Here is a 19013-nt window from a genome sequence, read left to right as displayed (position 1 = left end):
GCAATAAATGCGGATTAATCGTTAAAGGCTATATAAATCAATAATATATAAAATGTTCTTTTCTGCCACTTTGGAGGTAGATGAAAAATACACCGTTTTTGCTATGCCTGCCTGCCTTGATCGTCATCAATTCTCACGTCCTTTCAGCGCGTTAACGTCGGCTCATTCGCAGCAATGTCGCTTTTTCAGAGAGCCAGCAGGCTCCACACAGGAGAAACCCGATGAGTAAATTCCTGGACCGGTTTCGCTACTTCAAACAGAAGGGCGAAACCTTTGCCGATGGGCATGGCCAGATCCATGAAACAAACCGGGACTGGGAGGATGGATACCGCAGCCGCTGGTCGCACGACAAAATTGTGCGCTCCACGCATGGCGTAAACTGCACCGGCTCCTGCAGCTGGAAGATTTACGTCAAAAACGGTCTGGTCACCTGGGAGACCCAGCAGACCGACTACCCGCGTACCCGTCCGGATATGCCGAATCATGAGCCGCGCGGCTGCCCGCGTGGGGCCAGCTACTCCTGGTATCTCTACAGCGCTAACCGCCTGAAATATCCCCTGATGCGTAAACGCCTGATGAAAATGTGGCGTGAAGCGAAAGTTCAGCACAACGATCCGGTGGCGGCTTGGGCATCTATTATTGAAGACGCCGACAAAGCGAAAAGCTTCAAGCAGGCGCGCGGACGCGGCGGCTTTGTCCGCTCCTCCTGGCAGGAGGTCAACGAGCTGATCGCCGCCTCTAACGTCTATACCGTTAAAACCTACGGCCCGGACCGCGTGGCGGGCTTCTCGCCGATCCCGGCGATGTCGATGGTCTCCTACGCCTCCGGCGCGCGCTACCTGTCGCTGATCGGCGGCACCTGCCTGAGCTTCTACGACTGGTACTGCGACCTGCCGCCAGCCTCCCCGCAAACCTGGGGTGAGCAGACCGACGTGCCAGAATCCGCCGACTGGTACAACTCCAGCTACATTATCGCCTGGGGCTCTAACGTTCCGCAGACCCGTACCCCGGACGCCCACTTCTTTACCGAAGTCCGTTACAAAGGCACCAAAACCGTTGCCGTTACCCCGGACTATGCCGAAATCGCCAAGCTGTGTGACCTGTGGCTGGCACCGAAGCAGGGCACCGACGCCGCAATGGCGATGGCGATGGGCCACGTCATGCTGCGCGAGTTCCACCTCGACAAGCCGAGCCAGTACTTTACCGACTACGTGCGTCGCTATACCGACATGCCGATGCTGGTGATGCTCGAAGAGCGCGACGGCTACTACGCGGCAGGCCGGATGCTGCGCGCCGCCGATCTGGTGGACGCTCTCGGCCAGGAGAATAACCCTGAGTGGAAAACCGTGGCCTGCAACGACAGCGGCGAGCTGATTGCACCTAACGGCTCCATTGGTTTCCGCTGGGGCGAGAAAGGGAAGTGGAACCTTGAGCAGCGCGACGGCACCAGCGGGGCAGACGCCGAGCTGCGCCTGAGCCTGCTGGGCGGTCACGATGATATCGCCGAGGTGGGCTTCCCGTACTTTGGCAACGAAGGGTCAGAGCATTTCAACCGCGTAGAGCTGCAAAATATCCTTCTGCACAAGCTGCCGGTAAAACGCCTCCAGCTGGCGGATGGCAGCACCGCGCTGGTCACCACCGTCTACGATCTGACGATGGCGAACTACGGTCTCGATCGTGGCCTGGGCGACGCCAACGCCGCCGCCAGCTATGACGAAGTGAAAGCGTATACTCCGGCGTGGGCGGAAAAAATCACCGGCGTGCCGCGGGCGCATATTATCCGTACCGCCCGTGAGTTTGCCGATAACGCCGATAAGACTCATGGTCGTTCGATGATCATCGTCGGCGCAGGCCTGAACCACTGGTTCCATATGGACATGAACTACCGTGGCCTGATCAACATGCTGGTGTTCTGCGGCTGTGTCGGCCAGAGCGGCGGCGGCTGGGCGCACTACGTCGGCCAGGAGAAGCTGCGTCCGCAGACTGGCTGGCAGCCGCTGGCGTTCGCCCTCGACTGGCAGCGTCCGCCACGCCATATGAACGGTACCTCCTTCTTCTATAACCACTCCGGCCAGTGGCGCTATGAAACCCTGACCGCACAAGAGCTGCTCTCTCCGCTGGCGGATAAATCCCGCTACAGCGGCCATCTGCTCGACTTTAACGTCCGTGCCGAGCGCATGGGGTGGCTGCCATCCGCCCCACAGCTGGGCACCAACCCGCTGCGCATCGCCGCTGAAGCTGAAAAAGCGGGCATGTCGGCGGTGGATTACACCGTCAAGGCGCTGAAAGAGGGGTCGATTCGCTTTGCGGCCGAGCAGCCGGAGAACGGCAAAAACCATCCGCGTAATCTCTTTATCTGGCGCTCAAACCTGCTTGGCTCCTCCGGGAAAGGCCATGAGTACATGCTGAAGTACCTGTTGGGTACCGAGAACGGCATTCAGGGCAAAGATCTGGGCGTGCAGGGCGGCGTGAAGCCGGAAGAGGTCGAGTGGCATGATAACGGCCTCGACGGCAAGCTCGATCTGGTAGTGACCCTCGACTTCCGCCTGTCGAGCACCTGCCTCTACTCCGATATCGTGCTGCCGACGGCCACCTGGTATGAGAAAGACGACATGAATACCTCGGATATGCATCCGTTTATTCATCCGCTCTCTGCCGCCGTCGATCCGGCCTGGGAGTCGAAAAGCGACTGGGAGATCTACAAAGGCATCGCCAAGAAATTCTCTGAGGTGTGCGTGGGCCACCTGGGCGTCGAAACTGACGTGGTGACCCTGCCTATCCAGCACGACTCCGCAGCCGAACTGGCGCAGCCGCTGGATGTTAAGGACTGGAAAAAAGGCGAGTGCGATCTTATCCCCGGCAAAACCGCGCCGCATATCATTCCGGTGGAGCGCGACTACCCCGCGACCTATGAACGTTTCACCTCCATCGGTCCGCTGCTGGATAAGGTGGGCAACGGCGGCAAGGGCATCGCGTGGAATACCGAGAGCGAGATGGATCTGCTGCGCAAGCTTAACTACACCAAGGCGGAAGGCCCGGCGAAAGGCCAGCCGATGCTTAACAGCGCCATCGATGCGGCGGAGATGATCCTCACCCTTGCGCCTGAGACCAACGGTCACGTGGCGGTTAAGGCCTGGGCGGCGCTGAGCGAGTTTACCGGCCGTGACCATACGCATCTGGCGACCAATAAAGAAGAGGAGAAGATCCGCTTCCGCGATATTCAGGCCCAGCCGCGCAAGATTATCTCCAGCCCGACCTGGTCTGGCCTTGAAGATGAGCACGTCTCCTACAACGCGGGCTATACCAACGTGCACGAGCTGATCCCATGGCGCACGCTCTCCGGTCGCCAGCAGCTTTACCAGGATCACCCGTGGATGCGCGACTTCGGTGAGAGCCTGCTGGTTTATCGTCCGCCGATTGACACCCGTTCGGTAAAAGCGGTGATGGGCGAGAAGTCTAACGGCAATCCGGAGAAGGCGCTGAACTTCATCACCCCGCACCAGAAGTGGGGGATCCACTCGACCTACAGCGACAACCTGCTGATGCTGACCCTGTCACGCGGCGGCCCGATCGTCTGGATGAGCGAGGTGGATGCCAAAGAGCTGGGCATTGAGGATAACGACTGGATCGAAGCCTTCAACAGCAACGGCGCGCTGACCGCCCGTGCGGTAGTGAGCCAGCGCGTGCCGGCCGGGATGACCATGATGTACCACGCCCAGGAGCGTATCGTGAATATTCCCGGCTCGGAGATCACTGGCCAGCGCGGGGGGATCCACAACTCGGTCACCCGTATCAGCCCGAAACCGACCCATATGATCGGCGGCTACGCCCAGCTGGCGTATGGCTTTAACTACTACGGCACGGTCGGCTCCAACCGCGATGAGTTTGTGGTGGTCCGTAAGATGAAGAACATTAACTGGTTAGATGGCGAAAACAACGACCAGGTACAGGAGAGCGCAAAATGAAAATTCGTTCACAGGTAGGCATGGTGCTGAACCTTGATAAGTGCATCGGCTGTCATACCTGCTCGGTCACCTGTAAAAACGTCTGGACCAGCCGGGAAGGGATGGAGTACGCCTGGTTCAACAACGTTGAGAGCAAGCCTGGCGTGGGTTTCCCGGACGACTGGGAGAACCAGGAGAAGTGGAAGGGCGGCTGGATCCGCAAAGTGAACGGCAAGCTGCAGCCGCGCATGGGTAACCGCGCCACCCTGCTGGGTAAAATCTTCGCTAACCCGCATCTGCCGGGGATCGATGACTACTATGAGCCGTTCGACTACGACTATCAGCATCTGCATACGGCCCCGGAGGGCAAGCACCAGCCTATCGCCCGTCCGCGGTCAAAAATCAGCGGTCAGCGGATGGATAAGATCGTCAGCGGTCCGAACTGGGAGGAGATCCTCGGCGGCGAGTTTGAGAAGCGCAGCCAGGATCGGAACTTCGAGAACATGCAGAAGGCGATGTACGGGCAGTTTGAAAACACCTTCATGATGTATCTGCCACGTCTGTGTGAGCACTGCCTGAACCCGGCTTGCGTCGCAACCTGCCCGAGCGGCGCGATCTACAAGCGTGAAGAGGATGGCATTGTGCTGATCGATCAGGACAAGTGCCGCGGCTGGCGGATGTGTGTTACCGGCTGCCCCTACAAAAAGATCTACTTCAACTGGAAGAGCGGCAAGTCCGAGAAGTGCATCTTCTGTTATCCGCGTATTGAGGCGGGGATGCCAACCGTCTGCTCCGAGACCTGTGTAGGACGTATCCGTTACCTGGGCGTGCTGCTGTATGACGCGGACGCCATTGAAAACGCGGCGGCAGTTGAGAACGAGAAAGATCTCTACCAGCGTCAGCTGGACGTCTTCCTCGACCCGAACGATCCGGCGGTTATCGAGCAGGCGCTGAAGGACGGCGTGCCGCAGAGCGTGATTGACGCTGCGCAGAAGTCACCTGTCTGGAAACTGGCGATGGACTGGAAGCTGGCCCTGCCGCTGCACCCGGAGTATCGCACCCTGCCGATGGTTTGGTACGTGCCGCCTCTGTCACCGATCCAGTCGGCGGCCGACGCGGGCGAGCTGGGCAGCAACGGCATCCTGCCGGACGTCGAAAGCCTGCGCATCCCGGTACAGTATCTCGCTAACCTGCTGACGGCGGGCGATACCCAACCGGTGCTGCTGGCGCTGAAACGCATGCTGGCGATGCGTCACTACAAGCGTGCCGAGACCGTGGATAACGTCAACGATATTCGCGCCCTGGAAGAGGTGGGCTTAAGCGAAGCCCAGGCGCAGGAGATGTATCGTTATCTGGCGATTGCCAACTACGAGGATCGCTTCGTGATCCCGACCAGCCACCGCGAGCTGGCCCGGGATGCGTTCCCGGAACGTAACGGCTGCGGCTTTAGCTTCGGTGACGGCTGCCACGGCAGCGACAGCAAATTCAATCTGTTTAACAGCCGCCGTATTGACGCCGTCGATGTGACGAAGAAAACGGAGCCGCGCCCATGATTGAACTCGTCGTGATTTCCCGCCTGCTGGAGTATCCGGATGCTGCCCTGTGGCAGCATCAGCAGGAGCTGTTCGATGCCCTGGCGGAGACCGAGCATCTGTCGCTTAAGGATGCCCATCAGCTAAGCGTCTTTATTCGTGACCTGATGAATCAGGATCTGCTGGACGCGCAGGCAGCCTACAGCGAGCTGTTCGACCGTGGACGCGCCACCTCGCTGCTGCTGTTTGAGCATGTGCATGGCGAATCCCGCGATCGCGGTCAGGCGATGGTGGATCTGCTGGCGCAGTACGAGCGTCAGGGACTGGTTATCGATCGGCGCGAGCTGCCGGATCATCTCCCGCTCTATCTGGAGTATCTGGCGCAGCTGCCGGCAAGCGACGCGCTGGCGGGACTGGAGGATATCGCCCCGATTCTGGCCCTGCTCAATGCTCGTCTGCAGCAGCGCGAGAGCCGCTATGCCAGCCTGTTTGAGCTGCTGCTGCGGCTGGCCAAAACCGACGTCGATCGGGAGAAGGTCGGTGAGAAGATTGCCGGTGAAGCCAGGGATGATACTCCCCAGGCGCTGGATGCCGTCTGGGAAGAGGAGCAGGTGAAGTTCTTTGCCGACCAGGGCTGCGGTGAGTCTGAGATCGCCTCCCATCAGCGCCGCTTCGCCGGTGCGGTGGCCCCGCAATATTTGAATATCACAACCGGAGGACAGCAATAATGCAGTTCCTTAATATGTTCTTCTACGACATCTATCCCTATATTGCAGGCACGGTGTTCCTTGTGGGCAGCTGGCTGCGCTATGACTACGGGCAGTACACCTGGCGGGCAGGCTCCAGCCAGATGCTGGATCGCAAAGGGATGAATATGGCCTCGAACCTGTTTCACTTCGGGATTATCGGGATTTTTGCCGGTCATCTGGTGGGGATGCTCACCCCGCACTGGATGTATGAATCCTTCCTGCCGATTGACGTTAAACAGAAGCTGGCGATGATCGCCGGGGGCGTATTTGGCATCATGACGCTGGTAGGCGGCCTGCTGCTGCTTAAGCGCCGCCTCTTTAGCCCACGCGTGCGCGCCACTACTACCACGGCGGATATTCTGATCCTGACCCTGCTGATGGTGCAGTGTACTTTAGGCCTGCTGACGATCCCTTTCTCGGCCCAGCATATGGACGGGAGTGAGATGATGAAGCTGGTGGGCTGGGCGCAATCAATTGTGACCTTCCACGGCGGGGCATCGGCGAACCTTGACGGCGTGGCGTTTATTTTCCGTGTGCATCTGGTGCTGGGGATGACGCTGTTCCTGCTCTTCCCGTTCTCGCGCCTGGTGCATATCTGGAGCGCGCCGGTAGAGTACCTGACGCGCAAATACCAGGTCGTACGCGCCCGTCGCTAATTGGCCTCCTGGTTAATTCCAACCTCGCTGCGGCGAGGTTTTTTTTCGCCCCAGCCAAGGTTGTTTCCCGCCGCCGCGAGGAGGATCAGCACGCCACCTGCCAGCTGGGTAACGCTGAGCGTATGTCCAAAGACCAGGTTATCCACCACAATCGCCACCACCGGATAGATAAACGACAGCGATCCAATAATCGGGGTAGGCAGTTTCTGAATCGCGCTATAGAGCAGCTGGTACATGACGCCGGTGTGAACGATGCCGAGGGTCAACAGGATACCCCAAGGAAACTCCCGGGAGAAAACCGGCACCTGCGCCAGCGGCAGCAGCATTACCACGCCCGTAAGCACCTGTATAAAGGCAATGTGCTGCGGTGGAATAGGGCGCAGCTTGCGCGTGATCATCGCGGTGAGGGCATAGAAGAAGGCTGCGCCCAGCGCCAGGGCGATCCCCATCAGCCAGCCGGCGGCATAGCCCTGCGTTAGCTCGCTGGAGAGCAGGACCACCACGCCGACAAAGGCGAGGATCAGCCAGCCCCATTTCACCAGGCTGACCCGCTCTCCAAACAGCATGCCCATCAGCACCAGCATAAAGGGTTGTGTGTTGTAGACCACGGTTGCCAGTCCAATAGAGACGCGCTCGTAGGCGGCGAACAGCAGCAGCCAGTTAATGACCAGCGCCACGCCGCCGAGGATGGCAAGAGTCAGGGTTACCCGCGTTAAACGGCTGAAAGGCTGCTTGCTAAGGCGGATAAAGAGATAGAGCGCTATAGCGCCGATGACACAGCGCCAGAAAACGACTTCCGTTACTGGCAGGCCGGAGAGTAAAACAAAGGCACCGATGGAGCCGGAAATTAGCATCGCCAGGCTCATCTGCCAGACGCCTTTTTGTATATCGCGCATATCTACCTCCTCGTTTTGATAACCTATTATCAAAAAACCAGCAACGGTTTGATATAACCTTAATAAGGTGTATGACGTAATTATCTTTTATAAATTAGGTGCAAATTATGGATTACCTTATCGATGAAATTGACCGTCAGATTGTAGGCTGCCTAGCAGAAGATGCGCGCATGTCGCTGAAGGTGTTAAGCGCCCGGGTAGGGTTAACCTCTCCCAGCACGGCGGAGAGAGTAAGGCGCCTCGAAGAGCGCGGGGTCATTCAGGGGTACGGCGCGCACGTTAACCTTGCTGCGCTGGGCTATACGCTACAGGCGCTGGTTCGGGTGCGACCCATGCCGGGCATGCTGCATAAGGTCGATAAAATGATCCAGGCGATACCGGAGTGTATCGAATGCGATAAGGTGACGGGGGAAGATTGCTTCGTGATGCGCCTGGTTGTGCGCTCGATAGAGCAGCTGGATGAGCTGTTGGATGGACTGGCGGAGTATGCCCAGAGCAATACCGCAATCGTCAAAAGTTCGCCGGTAAAGCGCCGTCTACCACCGATATGATGATGGGGGAATAATGGATGCAGTTAAGCTTATAGGGAGATTGATTTTTTATAACTTTTGAAGAGATGGTGGTGGGGGAAGGATTCGAACCTTCGAAGTCTGTGACGGCAGATTTACAGTCTGCTCCCTTTGGCCGCTCGGGAACCCCACCAGGGGTAATAACTTGCTTGTAGAGATGGTGGTGAGGGAAGGATTATTCGTCGCTTCGCTCCTCACCCTTCGGGCCGTTGCCTGAAGGCAACGTTCTCTCGCTCTCGCTCGAGTCGAACCTTAATCGAAGGTTCTTACCCTTCCCCGATAAGTGCATATGTCAGCATCACTCATCAGGTTTACCACACTGCTGTGGTGAATAATGGTGGTGGGGGAAGGATTCGAACCTTCGAAGTCGATGACGGCAGATTTACAGTCTGCTCCCTTTGGCCGCTCGGGAACCCCACCACGGGGTAATACTGGTACTGGCCTGCTTCCCTTGGGAAGCGGGGCGCATCATATCAAATGACGCGCCGCTGTAAAGCATTCCTTTTATGAAAATGAACCGTTTGCATGCTTTTTATGCGTGCTGCGCTAATGCTAAACAATTCATTTCATAAGTCGCTTACAGAATAATCGTTCGGTTGCCGTAGACAAATACCCGCTGGCCCAGAACCTCGTATAACGCCCGGCTGAGCACGTTCTTCTCAACGTCGCGCCCGGCACGCATCATATCTTCAGCGGTATAGGTGTGATCGACATGAATAACGTCCTGCATAATAATCGGACCCTCGTCCAGATTATCATTCACATAGTGTGCGGTCGCACCGATGATCTTCACGCCACGTTCATAGGCCTGGTGATAGGGACGAGCACCAATAAACGCCGGTAAGAACGAGTGGTGAATATTAATGATCTTATTTGGGAAACGAGCCACAAAGGTCGGCGTCAGCACGCGCATATATTTCGCCAGCACCACATAATCCGGCTCATAGGCTTCAATCGCCTGAGCCATCTTCTCGTCATGATCTTCCCGGGTCAGCCCTTCATGGCTTACCAGCTCAAAGGGAATATCAAAACGCTCTACCAGCGTGCGCAGGGTCTCATGGTTACCAATCACGGCGGCAATCTCCACGTCGAGACCGCCGTAATTGGCCTTCATCAGTAGATCGCCCAGACAGTGAGCCTCTTTAGTCACCAGAATCACAATGCGGCGGCGACCCGCAGGGGTTAACTCCCGCACGGAGCCTTCAGGCAGGGCGCTGTCAAGGTCCGCCAGCAGCGTGGCATCGTTAAAGATCCCCTCCAGCTCGGTACGCATAAAAAAACGTCCGGTGCGGTGATCGACGAACTCATTGTTCTGCACAATGTTCAGCTCGTGCTTGTAACAAATATTGGTGATGCGTGCGATAAGCCCTTTCTGATCGGGACAGATGGTACGCAGAACTTTTCGTTGTAATGAATGCATTGCCGGGTGAATCCTTGACGTGTTTGCTATGAGGTACCGCTGGGTTTATTGCCCGCAGCACTTTTTAAATTTTTTACCCGAACCACAGGGGCAGGGATCGTTACGGCCGAACTGGGGGCGCGTGCCATCAATATAATACCACCGGCCGTTTTCTTTTAAGAACCTTGAGCGCTCGATAATGGCACCCGTTTTGCCTTTCTCGCTAAAGCGTGCCACAAAACTGACGAATCCTTCGCCGCTGTGGCTGCCATCGGCCTGCTCAAAAACGGTCAGGCCCAACCACTCGGTCCCGGCGAAACCGGCCTCGATCTCCTGATGGAAATCCGCTGCATAACAAGAAGGGTGCCAGGTCTGAATCAGGTAGTCGGCGCGCTTTTCAACAAAAGCCGTGTAGCGTGAACGCATAAGATGGCCAGGATCGGGCGCAATTTCAACGCCTGACAGATAAGGCTGGCAACATACGCTATACTCCAGTGCGCTACCGCAGGGACAACGGTTCGACAAAATAGGTTTCCTGAATAAATGAGAGCGCAGATGCGCCTTTGCAGCACTATGTTAACTGAGCGATGACGAAGACGCTATGCCAGGCGGGTTCGAGAGAAGAGATAATCCCCAGGACTGGTCATAAGGCCAAAAATTTAGTACGTTTCGGCATGGACGACGGGCGAGCAACGTTAAAAAAAGACGTTTTTGCCGCCGCGATGTTTTACTATCAAGACGTTTCTGGTTCAGGCACTTACGCATGGCGTATCACTGCCGTATGCGCAAGATGGGCCTGTGATCCTGGCAAAATCTATTTGTCCTGTCTTTTCTGCCGGCCTGGTGTGCGGCAGCGCGTATTGCGCATTTGTAGCGATTCGGGAATGACATTGGGCGAATTGTAACCACTCAGTGCACATTAAATGTTTGAGCACGTAGTTTTTCGCTTTCTTAAGCAAAATCTGACAGGCGGTAGTCGCAATAGCGTGCCACTATTGAACTATCGTAAGGCAGGGGAGAGAACATGACGCAGCCATTGGCCGGAAAACATATGTTAATCGTTGAAGACGAACCCGTTTTCCGCTCACTGCTGGACTCCTGGCTTTTGTCTCTGGGCGCCACGACCACCTTAGCGGGTGATGGTGTGGAAGCGCTTGAGGTAATGGCCAGAGTCAGACCAGATCTGATGATCTGTGATATCGCAATGCCACGAATGAACGGCCTCAAGCTGGTTGAACACCTGCGTAACGAGGGCGACCAGACGCCGATCCTGGTGATTTCGGCAACGGAGAATATGGCTGACATCGCCAGGGCGCTTCGTCTCGGCGTGCAGGATGTTTTACTTAAGCCAGTAAAAGATTTCAGCCGTCTGCGGGAGACCGTGCTGGCCTGCCTCTATCCCAATATGTTCAACTCGCGGGTGGAGGAGGAGGAGCGCCTTTTCCAGGACTGGGATGCGCTAGTAAGCGACCCACATGCAGCGGCAAAACTGTTACAGGAATTACAACCTCCCGTTCAGCAGGTCATGTCTCAGTGCCGCGTTAATTATCGCCAGCTGATTGCTGCCAATCAGCCCGGCCTGGTTTTAGATATTGCCCCCCTCTCCGATCACGACCTGGCATTCTATTGTCTGGATGTGACACGCGCTGGCGATAACGGCGTATTAGCCGCGTTGCTATTACGTGCGCTCTTTAATGGTCTGCTTCAGGAGCAGCTCTCGCAGCAGCGCCAGCGCTTACCTGAGCTGGGTGCGCTGTTAAAACAGGTTAATCAATTACTGCGCCAGGCAAATTTACCCGGACAGTTCCCTCTGCTGGTGGGTTATTACCACAGCGAACAAAAAAATTTGATATTAGTCTCAGCAGGACTTAACGCAACGCTGAATACCGATGAGCAACAGGTTCAGATTAACAGCGGTGTGCCGTTAGGAACGCTGGGCAATGCTTACTTAAATCAAATAAGCCAGCGCTGTGAAGCCTGGCAGTGTCAGGTTTGGGGAACCGGGGGCCGGCTGCGCTTAATGTTGTCTGCGGAATGAACGATTGCGTAGCGTTGTTCATTTTGCTTTACCGTAAAAACGGGACGGGTGCTACTATCGTCGCAGTCTTATAGGTAATTGTCTTAATTACATGTCAATGTGTTCGATTCAGACCAGGCTCACAGTTTGATACTGATATACTGATTGCACTATTTCATTGACGAACGTGTTCTAAGCATGAACAGTCCAGGAGATTTTAAATGGCTGCCGTTAATTCAAAAGTCACAAAAGCAGTTATCCCGGTCGCAGGATTAGGAACCAGGATGCTGCCCGCCACGAAGGCTATCCCAAAAGAGATGCTGCCGCTGGTTGATAAACCCTTAATTCAATACGTAGTAAACGAATGTATTGCGGCGGGTATTACGGAAATCGTTTTAGTTACTCATTCATCTAAAAACTCCATCGAAAACCACTTCGATACCAGCTTTGAGCTGGAAGCCATGCTGGAAAAACGCGTTAAGCGTCAGCTGCTGGAAGAAGTTCAGTCTATTTGCCCACCACACGTTACTATTATGCAGGTACGTCAGGGGCTGGCTAAAGGTTTAGGCCATGCGGTACTGTGCGCGCATCCGGTTGTAGGGGATGAACCCGTTGCCGTTATTCTGCCTGACGTTATTCTTGATGAATATGAATCCGATCTCTCCCAGGATAACCTGGCGGAAATGATTAAACGCTTTGACGAAACCGGCTGCAGCCAGATTATGGTAGAGCCGGTTGAAGATGTGACCGCTTATGGCGTTGTTGACTGCAAAGGCGCAGAGCTGAAGCCAGGTGAAAGCGTACCTATGGTTGGCGTAGTTGAAAAGCCTAAGGCCAACGTTGCACCTTCCAACCTTGCTGTGGTAGGCCGTTACGTCCTCAGCGCTGAGATTTGGCCTCTGCTGGCGAAAACGCCTCCGGGAGCAGGGGATGAGATCCAGCTGACTGACGGTATCGATATGCTCATCGAGAAAGAGACCGTTGAAGCGTATCATATGAAAGGCAAGAGCCATGATTGCGGCAATAAGCTGGGCTATATGCAGGCGTTTGTCGAATATGGTATCCGTCATAACACGCTGGGTGAAGAATTTAAAAGCTGGCTGGAAAATGAGATGGGCCTCACTAAGTAAGGCTTTTCAAACAGCTGTTTGAAGCAGGCCGGAGATAACACCGTTACGCACGGATTATCTCCGGCTTTTTTATTGCTGGTTGTTTCTAAATGCAAACATAAAGCAGAGCGGGCGGGGGCGGTGACACAAATAAAAAATCCCGCCGGAGCGGGATTTTTTGCAGCAGGAGAGGGCTTATTCCTTGATCAGGAAGTCTTCCAGCTGTTTGCCTTGCTCATCCATAGCTTTCTTAATTACGGCTGGCGTACGGCCCTGGCCGGTCCAGGTTTTCGTTTCGCCGTTTTCGTCAACGTAGCTATATTTAGCAGGACGTGCAGCACGCTTGGCTTTAGTACCGACTTTGGCGGCTGCCATGCTGTTCAGCAGTTCGTTCGGGTCAATACCGTCAGCAATCAGCATTTCGCGATACTGTTGCAGTTTACGCGTACGCTCTTCAATTTCAGCAGCTGCAGCATTATCTTCTTCACGACGCTCGTTAACAACAACTTCTAATTTTTCCAGCATTTCTTCGAGCGTTTCGAGAGTGCATTCTCTGGCCTGTGCACGAAGAGTACGGATGTTGTTCAGAATTTTAAGTGCTTCGCTCATTGTAGTAATCTCAAACTTATAATGGGGTGGTTTGTTGAGCTAATAATAGAGCGATAATTTGAGTTGTGCAATACCCGACAATGTAAGGAATTCAAAATTACTCGTTATTTGTCCGTTTTATTAATTCCGCTATCTTAAATTTTCCTGCATGGAACGAGGCTGTAAAGCTTATCCAAAGCATTACCCCTGGTCCGCTCGGGGTTAGATAAAGGGAGCAATGTAACCCAACATTTTTCGATTAATCCTGGCGTTACTATAGCGGTGATGGATAAATATCAACCTTTTCTATTAGTCTGACATAAGCCTGCTGAGCTTAAATTACTAATATTTTCTGGAGCCTAAGTTAAAAGCATCTAAGGTAAAATCCGCTTTGTCTGCGCGGGATAGTGATAAATCAAGAGAGACCTGTTTGTCAGCATCAATGGCAGCGGCAATCATAAATGTTATAAAGTGTGAATATCATGGCAGGATGCCAGCCACGACATTAACTGGCATGCGGCTGCCCGTCCGGGTGATAGCCGGACAAAATATGGTACAATCCGCGCGGTAAAAATTACATTTTGATTGGGGTCTTCAGACCGATGGCACAGCTTTATTTCTACTACTCGGCAATGAACGCCGGCAAATCGACGGCGCTTTTACAATCTTCCTACAATTATCAGGAAAGAGGGATGCGCTCGCTGGTCTACACTGCCGAAATTGATAATCGTTTCGGTAGTGGGAAAGTCAGCTCCCGTATTGGCCTCTCTTCGCCAGCAAAATTATTTAACCAGCAGACCTCGCTGTATGATGAGATCCGCGATGAACATACCCGTGAACCTGTTCACTGCGTACTGGTGGATGAGAGCCAGTTTCTAACCCAGGAGCAGGTTTACGCGCTCTCAGAGATTGTTGATAAGCTCGATATTCCCGTGCTGTGCTACGGGCTGCGCACCGATTTTCGCGGCGAGCTTTTTACCGGCAGCCTCTATTTGTTGGCATGGTCAGATAAGCTGGTGGAGTTAAAAACCATCTGTTTCTGTGGCCGCAAGGCCAGCATGGTATTACGTCTCGATCAGGATGGGCGCCCCTATAACGAAGGAGAGCAGGTAGTGATTGGCGGGAACGAGCGTTACGTTTCGGTGTGTCGCAAGCACTATAAAGAGGCGCTTGCAGAAGGCTCTCTGACGGCGATTCAGCGTCGTGTTCGTGGGTAGGTACTGCTGAAGGTATAAACAGGCTCAGCGCGCTGCTGAGGACATAAAAAAACCCGCCAGTCGGCGGGTTTTTGTTAGTGCGAAACGTTAAGCGGTTTTCTTCGCCTTTTTATCGGCTTTTACCGGTACAGCTGCTTCAACCTGTGCAGGTACAGCGTCACCCTCACGATACTCACGGCCGTAGTAGGTATCCATCAGGATCTGTTTCAGCTCGGAGATCAGCGGGTAGCGCGGGTTAGCGCCGGTGCACTGGTCGTCGAAGGCGTCTTCAGACAATTTATCCACGTTTGCCAGGAAGTCAGCTTCCTGTACGCCCGCTTCACGGATAGATTTCGGAATGCCCAGCTCGGCTTTCAGACTATCCAGCCATGCCAGCAGCTTCTCGATCTTCGCCGCGGTACGGTCGCCTGGGGCGCTCAGGCCGAGGTGGTCGGCGATCTCTGCGTAGCGGCGGCGCGCCTGCGGACGGTCGTACTGGCTGAAAGCGGTCTGTTTGGTGGGGTTATCGTTCGCGTTATAGCGGATAACGTTACCAATCAGCAGGGCGTTGGCCAGGCCGTGCGGAATGTGGAACTGTGAGCCAAGCTTGTGCGCCATGGAGTGACACACGCCCAGGAAGGCGTTAGCAAACGCGATACCCGCGATGGTTGCCGCACCGTGCACGCGTTCGCGGGCAACAGGATTTTTGGAACCTTCATGGTACGACGCTGGCAGATACTCTTTCAGCAGCTTAAGCGCCTGCAGAGCCTGGCCATCAGAAAATTCAGAGGCCAATACAGATACGTAAGCTTCCAGAGCGTGGGTTACCGCATCCAGGCCGCCAAAGGCGCACAGGGATTTCGGCATATCCATTACCAGGTTAGCATCGACAATCGCCATATCCGGGGTCAGCGCGTAGTCCGCCAGCGGATATTTCTGGCCGGTAGCATCATCGGTTACTACAGCGAACGGGGTCACTTCAGAACCGGTACCGGAGGTGGTGGTGATAGCAATCATTTTTGCTTTCACGCCCATTTTCGGGAACTTGTAGATACGTTTACGGATATCCATAAAGCGCAGCGCCAGCTCTTCGAAGTGGGTTTCCGGATGCTCGTACATAACCCACATGATTTTGGCCGCGTCCATCGGGGAGCCGCCGCCAAGGGCGATGATTACGTCAGGTTTAAAGGAGTTTGCCAGCTCCGCACCTTTACGAACGATGGTCAGGGTTGGATCCGCTTCAACTTCAAAGAACACTTCCGTCTCAACGCCAGCCGCTTTCAGCACGGAGGTGATCTGGTCCGCATAGCCGTTGTTAAACAGGAAGCGGTCGGTGACGATCAGCGCACGTTTGTGACCATCGGTAATCACTTCATCCAGCGCGATAGGCAGAGAACCACGGCGGAAGTAGATTGATTTCGGAAGTTTATGCCACAGCATGTTTTCAGCTCGCTTAGCAACGGTTTTCTTGTTGATCAGGTGCTTCGGTCCGACGTTTTCAGAGATGGAGTTACCACCCCAGGAGCCGCAGCCCAGGGTCAGGGACGGGGCAAGCTTGAAGTTGTACAGGTCGCCGATACCACCCTGTGAAGCAGGGGTGTTGATCAGAATACGGGCGGTTTTCATCTTCTCGCCGAAGAAGGCAACGCGTTCCGGCTGGTTGTCCTGGTCGGTATAGAGACAGGAGGTGTGGCCGATCCCGCCCATGGCAACCAGTTTCTCAGCCTTAACAACGGCATCTTCAAAATCTTTCGCGCGGTACATGGCCAGCGTCGGGGAGAGTTTTTCGTGCGCAAACGGCTCGCTCTCATCCACGTTGGTTACTTCACCAATCAGGATCTTAGTGCTGGCCGGCACGGTGAAACCTGCCAGTTCAGCAATTTTAACCGCTGGCTGGCCTACGATAGCCGCATTCAGCGCGCCATTTTTCAGGATGATATCCTGAACGGCTTTCAGCTCCTGGCCCTGTAGCATATAGCCACCGTGGCTGGCAAAGCGTTCGCGCACTTTGTCATAGACGGAGTCAACAACAACAACCGACTGCTCAGAGGCGCAGATCACGCCGTTATCGAAGGTTTTAGACATCAGCACGGAAGCAACAGCGCGTTTGATATCGGCGGTTTCGTCGATAACGACCGGGGTGTTACCTGCACCAACGCCGATAGCCGGTTTACCCGAACTGTAAGCGGCTTTTACCATGCCCGGACCACCCGTCGCGAGGATCAGGTTAATATCTGGATGGTGCATTAGCGCGTTGGAAAGCTCGACAGAGGGTTGGTCAATCCAGCCAATGAGATCTTTTGGTGCACCTGCAGCGATAGCGGCCTGCAGCACGATATCAGCTGCTTTGTTAGTGGCGTCTTTAGCACGCGGATGCGGAGAGAAGATGATGGCGTTGCGAGTCTTAAGGCTAATGAGTGACTTAAAGATTGCAGTAGAGGTTGGGTTAGTGGTTGGAACGATACCGCAGATAATACCGATGGGTTCGGCGATAGTGATGGTACCAAAGGTGTCGTCAGTAGAAAGCACACCGCAGGTCTTCTCATCTTTATATGCGTTGTAAATATATTCAGATGCAAAGTGGTTTTTGATCACTTTATCTTCCACAATACCCATACCGGATTCTGCAACGGCCAGTTTCGCGAGGGGGATTCGCGCATCGGCGGCGGCAAGAGCGGCGGCACGGAAGATTTTATCAACTTGTTCTTGAGAAAAGTTGGCATATTCACGCTGGGCTTTTTTCACGCGTTCGACGAGTGCGTTAAGTTCAGCGACATTAGTAACGGCCATAATGATCTCCTGATAATGTTAAACTCTTTTAGTAAATCAGTTGCTCAACGGATCAATAGAACAGTATAGTAAGACCCATAGCAGCCTGCGTTAACCTATCAAAAACAAAGACTTATCAACGACAACCGCACCTATGATTTACTAAAAGAGCCTCGCCTCAGCATCATACCGTTTGATACTTTTCTTCTCCCTGGCGGCGTAAACAAGGTTACTCACTTCTGAGTAGCGAATACGTGATCCAGATCAAGAATAGTCAAAGCTGACACCTTTCAGCAGGCTCTTTTTGACCGCGTCCGTCAAATGTTAATAATTTCAAAGGTGTAGTAGAAATAAGTCATCATACTTTCTACAATTAAATAACATACCAGTTATGTCATGTTTTTCAGAATATTTCTGGTGAAGTGTGCTGTAGATAGGCGTATATTTAGCATGGTTTTTTTATGGCATAATTTTTGCCTTCGGCGTTGATTCTTTGCGGAGCTTACCGTGATCCAAACGTTGTTTGATTTTCCGACCTACCTTAAATTTTTTATTGGTCTATTTGCTCTGGTAAACCCGGTTGGGATTATTCCCGTCTTTATCAGTATGACCAGCTACCAGACGGCAGCAGCAAGAAACAAAACCAACATGACCGCCAGCGTCTCAGTGGCCATTATTCTGCTTACCTCGCTGTTTCTGGGTAGTACTATCCTGCAACTCTTTGGCATCTCCATCGACTCATTCCGTATCGCCGGGGGCATTCTGGTGGTCACTATTGCTATGTCGATGATCAGCGGCAAGCTAGGGGAAGATAAGCAGAATAAACAGGAAAAATCAGAGACGGCGATCCGGGAAAGCATTGGCGTGGTGCCGCTCGCGCTGCCGTTGATGGCCGGGCCGGGGGCCATTAGCTCTACTATTGTCTGGGGAACGCGTTTTCACAGCTGGCCGCATCTACTCTGCTTTTCAATCGCCATTGCCCTATTTGCGCTCTGCTGCTGGGGACTATTTCGCATTGCCCCCTGGCTGGTGCGTTTATTAGGACAGACTGGAATTAACGTTATCACCCGCATCATGGGGCTGCTGCTGATGGCGCTCGGGATTGAATTTATCGTTACCGGAATAAAAGCGATATTCCCTGGCCTGCTAGGCTAAAGGTTGTCAGACCCGCGCCATTTTTTCACCATTATTAGTAAAACATATAACTAATGTTGAAAAATGGCGCAATCATAATAAATTACGCTAGCTAAATTAATGCTTTGTTAATCAGCAGGTTGTAATCTCTCTTGTGACACGTTTGCTTACATTTACCCCTTTCTGCCTGTTATTTTACTCACATGATACTCTGGGGCTTGCCGTCCGATTATCGAAATGATATTAGTAAATTAATCGTCCCCACAGATTAATGTGCTAGAAAAGGCGCGCTTGTTACGCTTTTGTGTAAAAAACAGTCGGCCTGTACTTAAACAAGGGAGGAAGAACGGTAAATGTACTATGCTATTGATTATCATAGCGTTAACCTGATTTTTCCTCGCATTATACCTCGCGCACAGACTCTCCAGGACCTCATAAAAGAGAAATGCTTAACA

Annotated in this window: 14 protein-coding genes, 2 tRNA genes and 1 other RNA gene; 9 read left to right on the top strand and 8 right to left on the bottom strand. The window is 53.8% G+C overall.

The genetic code is table 11. The annotated features are described in order from the left end of the window. The first annotated feature begins 221 nt into the window (after nucleotides 1-221). From RTN40_RS01850 to narI, 4 genes are read left to right on the top strand one after another with little or no spacing between them, the layout of a single operon-like run. Nucleotides 222-3965, top strand: coding sequence for a nitrate reductase subunit alpha (locus RTN40_RS01850; protein WP_312226949.1), 3744 nt, complete (start codon nucleotides 222-224; stop codon nucleotides 3963-3965). Further along, the gene (narH, locus tag RTN40_RS01845) at nucleotides 3962-5497 is read left to right on the top strand and encodes a nitrate reductase subunit beta (RefSeq protein WP_312226948.1); all 1536 of its coding nucleotides are present in this window, start codon (nucleotides 3962-3964) and stop codon (nucleotides 5495-5497) included. The genes RTN40_RS01850 and narH overlap by 4 nt, the downstream gene beginning before the upstream one ends. Further along, complete coding sequence (gene narJ, locus RTN40_RS01840) at nucleotides 5494-6204, top strand: nitrate reductase molybdenum cofactor assembly chaperone (protein ID WP_312209473.1); 711 nt, start codon at nucleotides 5494-5496, stop codon at nucleotides 6202-6204. The genes narH and narJ overlap by 4 nt, the downstream gene beginning before the upstream one ends. After that, complete coding sequence (gene narI / locus RTN40_RS01835) at nucleotides 6204-6881, top strand: respiratory nitrate reductase subunit gamma (RefSeq protein ID WP_312226947.1); 678 nt, start codon at nucleotides 6204-6206, stop codon at nucleotides 6879-6881. Before narJ ends, narI begins: the two co-directional genes overlap by 1 nt. Here narI and RTN40_RS01830 read toward each other — a convergent pair. Continuing rightward, on the bottom strand, nucleotides 6878-7777 hold the full coding sequence (locus RTN40_RS01830) for a DMT family transporter (RefSeq protein ID WP_312226946.1): 900 nt from the start codon (nucleotides 7775-7777) through the stop codon (nucleotides 6878-6880). The two genes, narI and RTN40_RS01830, sit on opposite strands and share 4 nt — an antisense overlap. A 107-nt stretch (nucleotides 7778-7884) precedes the next feature. On the opposite strand from RTN40_RS01830, the gene RTN40_RS01825 reads away from it, so the two are divergent. Continuing rightward, complete coding sequence (locus RTN40_RS01825) at nucleotides 7885-8328, top strand: Lrp/AsnC family transcriptional regulator (protein WP_312226945.1); 444 nt, start codon at nucleotides 7885-7887, stop codon at nucleotides 8326-8328. Nucleotides 8329-8394: 66 nt separating this feature from the next. Here the strand turns inward: RTN40_RS01825 and RTN40_RS01820 are convergent. The 5 genes from RTN40_RS01820 to RTN40_RS01800 all read right to left on the bottom strand — a co-directional run bounded on the left by RTN40_RS01820 (nucleotide 8395) and on the right by RTN40_RS01800 (nucleotide 10270). Then, nucleotides 8395-8479 (bottom strand) — tRNA-Tyr (locus tag RTN40_RS01820). A 25-nt stretch (nucleotides 8480-8504) separates the two neighbouring features. Then, nucleotides 8505-8637: non-coding RNA, RtT sRNA (locus tag RTN40_RS01815), on the bottom strand. Between the two features lie 44 nt (nucleotides 8638-8681). After that, a tRNA-Tyr gene (locus RTN40_RS01810) sits at nucleotides 8682-8766 on the bottom strand. A 157-nt stretch (nucleotides 8767-8923) separates the two neighbouring features. Then, nucleotides 8924-9766 carry a formyltetrahydrofolate deformylase gene (purU, locus tag RTN40_RS01805; protein WP_312226944.1) on the bottom strand — a complete coding sequence of 281 codons (843 nt, stop codon included), beginning with the start codon at nucleotides 9764-9766 and terminating at the stop codon, nucleotides 8924-8926. A 45-nt stretch (nucleotides 9767-9811) separates the two neighbouring features. Further along, nucleotides 9812-10270 carry a YchJ family protein gene (locus RTN40_RS01800; protein ID WP_312226943.1) on the bottom strand — a complete coding sequence of 153 codons (459 nt, stop codon included), beginning with the start codon at nucleotides 10268-10270 and terminating at the stop codon, nucleotides 9812-9814. Nucleotides 10271-10769: 499 nt separating this feature from the next. Here RTN40_RS01800 and rssB point away from each other — a divergent pair, with 499 nt between their 5' ends. Continuing rightward, entirely contained in the window at nucleotides 10770-11783 is a 1014-nt protein-coding gene (gene rssB / locus RTN40_RS01795) for a two-component system response regulator RssB (protein WP_312226942.1), read from the top strand. Nucleotides 11784-11983: 200 nt separating this feature from the next. Continuing rightward, complete coding sequence (gene galU / locus RTN40_RS01790; protein ID WP_312226941.1) at nucleotides 11984-12892, top strand: UTP--glucose-1-phosphate uridylyltransferase GalU; 909 nt, start codon at nucleotides 11984-11986, stop codon at nucleotides 12890-12892. A 174-nt stretch (nucleotides 12893-13066) separates the two neighbouring features. On the opposite strand, the gene hns is transcribed toward galU, so the two are convergent. Next, nucleotides 13067-13480, bottom strand: coding sequence for a histone-like nucleoid-structuring protein H-NS (hns, locus tag RTN40_RS01785; RefSeq protein ID WP_103820001.1), 414 nt, complete (start codon nucleotides 13478-13480; stop codon nucleotides 13067-13069). Between the two features lie 581 nt (nucleotides 13481-14061). Here hns and tdk point away from each other — a divergent pair. Next, nucleotides 14062-14676: a thymidine kinase gene (tdk, locus tag RTN40_RS01780; RefSeq protein WP_312226940.1), complete on the top strand. Its 615-nt coding sequence runs from the start codon at nucleotides 14062-14064 to the stop codon at nucleotides 14674-14676. A gap of 87 nt (nucleotides 14677-14763) precedes the next feature. On the opposite strand, the gene adhE is transcribed toward tdk, so the two are convergent. Further along, complete coding sequence (adhE, locus tag RTN40_RS01775; protein WP_312226939.1) at nucleotides 14764-17445, bottom strand: bifunctional acetaldehyde-CoA/alcohol dehydrogenase; 2682 nt, start codon at nucleotides 17443-17445, stop codon at nucleotides 14764-14766. 486 nt (nucleotides 17446-17931) lie between these two features. Here adhE and RTN40_RS01770 point away from each other — a divergent pair, with 486 nt between their 5' ends. Then, complete coding sequence (locus RTN40_RS01770) at nucleotides 17932-18579, top strand: YchE family NAAT transporter (RefSeq protein WP_312226938.1); 648 nt, start codon at nucleotides 17932-17934, stop codon at nucleotides 18577-18579. Nucleotides 18580-19013: the final 434 nt, after the last annotated feature.

The organism is Pseudescherichia sp. (assembly GCF_031987975.1).
In the GTDB taxonomy this organism is placed as follows: Bacteria; Pseudomonadota; Gammaproteobacteria; order Enterobacterales; family Enterobacteriaceae; genus Pseudescherichia.
Note: the sequence above shows the minus strand (reverse complement) of the source record. Positions and strands in the feature narration are given on the sequence as shown.

Excerpts from the sequence above, each read along its gene's own strand:
- narI (WP_312226947.1), top strand. The coding sequence starts at position 6,204 with ATGCAGTTCCTTAATATGTTCTTCTACGACATCTATCCCTATATTGCA.
- RTN40_RS01830 (WP_312226946.1), bottom strand. The coding sequence starts at position 7,777 with ATGCGCGATATACAAAAAGGCGTCTGGCAGATGAGCCTGGCGATGCTA.
- tdk (WP_312226940.1), top strand. The coding sequence starts at position 14,062 with ATGGCACAGCTTTATTTCTACTACTCGGCAATGAACGCCGGCAAATCG.
- narH (WP_312226948.1), top strand. The coding sequence starts at position 3,962 with ATGAAAATTCGTTCACAGGTAGGCATGGTGCTGAACCTTGATAAGTGC.
- hns (WP_103820001.1), bottom strand. The coding sequence starts at position 13,480 with ATGAGCGAAGCACTTAAAATTCTGAACAACATCCGTACTCTTCGTGCA.
- RTN40_RS01825 (WP_312226945.1), top strand. The coding sequence starts at position 7,885 with ATGGATTACCTTATCGATGAAATTGACCGTCAGATTGTAGGCTGCCTA.
- rssB (WP_312226942.1), top strand. The coding sequence starts at position 10,770 with ATGACGCAGCCATTGGCCGGAAAACATATGTTAATCGTTGAAGACGAA.
- galU (WP_312226941.1), top strand. The coding sequence starts at position 11,984 with ATGGCTGCCGTTAATTCAAAAGTCACAAAAGCAGTTATCCCGGTCGCA.
- adhE (WP_312226939.1), bottom strand. The coding sequence starts at position 17,445 with ATGGCCGTTACTAATGTCGCTGAACTTAACGCACTCGTCGAACGCGTG.
- RTN40_RS01850 (WP_312226949.1), top strand. The coding sequence starts at position 222 with ATGAGTAAATTCCTGGACCGGTTTCGCTACTTCAAACAGAAGGGCGAA.
- purU (WP_312226944.1), bottom strand. The coding sequence starts at position 9,766 with ATGCATTCATTACAACGAAAAGTTCTGCGTACCATCTGTCCCGATCAG.
- narJ (WP_312209473.1), top strand. The coding sequence starts at position 5,494 with ATGATTGAACTCGTCGTGATTTCCCGCCTGCTGGAGTATCCGGATGCT.